Source organism: Salinimicrobium oceani (assembly GCF_012037645.1).
In genome coordinates this window covers 1-310 of the sequence record NZ_JAAVJR010001424.1, presented here as the reverse complement: position 1 = coordinate 310, position 310 = coordinate 1, and the positions used below count along the sequence as shown (strand labels likewise).

Sequence of the window (310 nt, the reverse complement as noted above, 5' to 3'; positions counted from 1 at the left end):
ATCACTGGTAACAGCTTTATTGGCAGAATTATCTTCGGGAGCTGTATAATCGCCCCCTATGATCACGCCATGCTGCATATCATAAAAATCAACAGAGTAACCACCTTGTGTACTTTTCCCCTGCACCAGCGGGGTATCAAAGACTTCCCATGATTGGCCTTTGTCCGGCGAATAATAAATTCTTGATCTCGCTCCTCCCGAAAGTATCAACGTCTTCTCCCCCTGTACGGCAATGTTAGAATTACTTGCTGCAAAAGCCGCTTCTCCTTCAGCAGCTTCAGGTAGAAGATCACATGAAAGTTTTTTCCAG

The 310-nt window shown here is 45.2% G+C and carries 1 pseudogene; it reads right to left on the bottom strand.

The features are described 5' to 3' along the window. Window positions 1–310: pseudogene (locus tag HC175_RS22480) on the bottom strand (oxidoreductase); the annotation flags it as partial.